1 protein-coding gene is annotated in these 1,170 nt (G+C 73.3%); it reads left to right on the forward strand.

Translation table 11 applies throughout. The annotated features are described in order from the left end of the window. Nucleotides 1-188: 188 nt before the first annotated feature. Nucleotides 189-1,170 (forward strand): serine/threonine-protein kinase (locus H5J30_RS34580; protein WP_258563687.1); only part of this gene is annotated, 982 nt, incomplete at its 3' end.

Below are 1,170 nucleotides of genomic sequence, written 5' to 3' on the forward strand. Positions count from 1 at the left end.
GCCGGGCTGCGGTGGCGGCTGCCGCCGCGAAACATACTGAAAGCCATGGACCGCCTCGGTCCCACATCGCGGCCCTCGCCTTCCACCCTCGTGCGGACGGCAGCCATACTGGACGAGTCGGGGGATAAGGCCACGGGTAACAGCCACGAGTGACGACGAGGCGGCGACAGCGGGGGCGGCAGGGGGAGATGGCGGAGACCAGGCTGATCCAAGGCCGCTACCGGCTGCTCGAACTCCTCGGCCGCGGCGGCATGGGCGAGGTCTGGCAGGCCCGCGACGAGTCGCTGGGCCGCCGCGTCGCCGTCAAGTGCCTCAAGCCCGCAGGACCGCACCGCCAGGGGCACCCGCTCTCCACGGCGATACAGGAGCGCTTCCGCCGCGAGGCCCGGGTCGCGGCGCTGCTCCAGCACCGCGGCGTCACCGTCGTGCACGACTTCGGCGAGGACGAGGGCGTGCTGTACCTCGTCATGGAGCTGCTCCAGGGCCGCAACCTCAGCCAGTTGCTGGAGGCGGGCGGGCACCGGCCGCTGCCGGTCGGGGAGATCATCGACATCGCCGAGCAGGTCGCGGCGGCGCTCGCGTACACCCATGACCAGGGCGTCGTCCACCGGGACCTGAAGCCCGCGAACATCATGCGCCTCGGCGACGGCACGGTGAAGATCCTCGACTTCGGCATCGCCCGCCTCGCGCACGACATCGGCTTCACCTCGCGCCTCACCGGCGCGGCGGGCATGGCCATGGGCACCCCGCACTACATGTCGCCCGAGCAGATCTCCGGCGGCGGTGGCATCGACCACCGCAGCGACCTGTACTCGCTGGGCTGCGTCCTGTACGAACTCGCCACCGGCGTGCCCCCGTTCGACATGGACGACGCCTGGGCGATCCTCGTCGGCCACCGCGACACCCCGCCGGAACCCCTGCGCACCCACCGCCCGGAGATCCCCGAGCCGCTGGAACGGGTGGTCCTCGACCTGCTCGCCAAGGCGCCGGAGGACCGGCCGGCGGACGCGGGTGACTTGTCGACACGGCTGCGGGGGAGCCGCGCAGCGGCGGAAGCGGCGGGCCCGGGGCGGGGCAACGGCTCGGCCTCGGACGGTGCCGGCCGCGGCACGCGGACCAAGGGGACCGGAGAGGGCGGGGAGAGCGGCGGGCAGAGCGGCAGGGAGAGCG

Origin of the sequence: Streptomyces phytophilus (genome assembly GCF_013870535.1) — a bacterium.
Taxonomy (GTDB): Bacteria; Actinomycetota; Actinomycetes; order Streptomycetales; family Streptomycetaceae; genus Streptomyces; species Streptomyces phytophilus.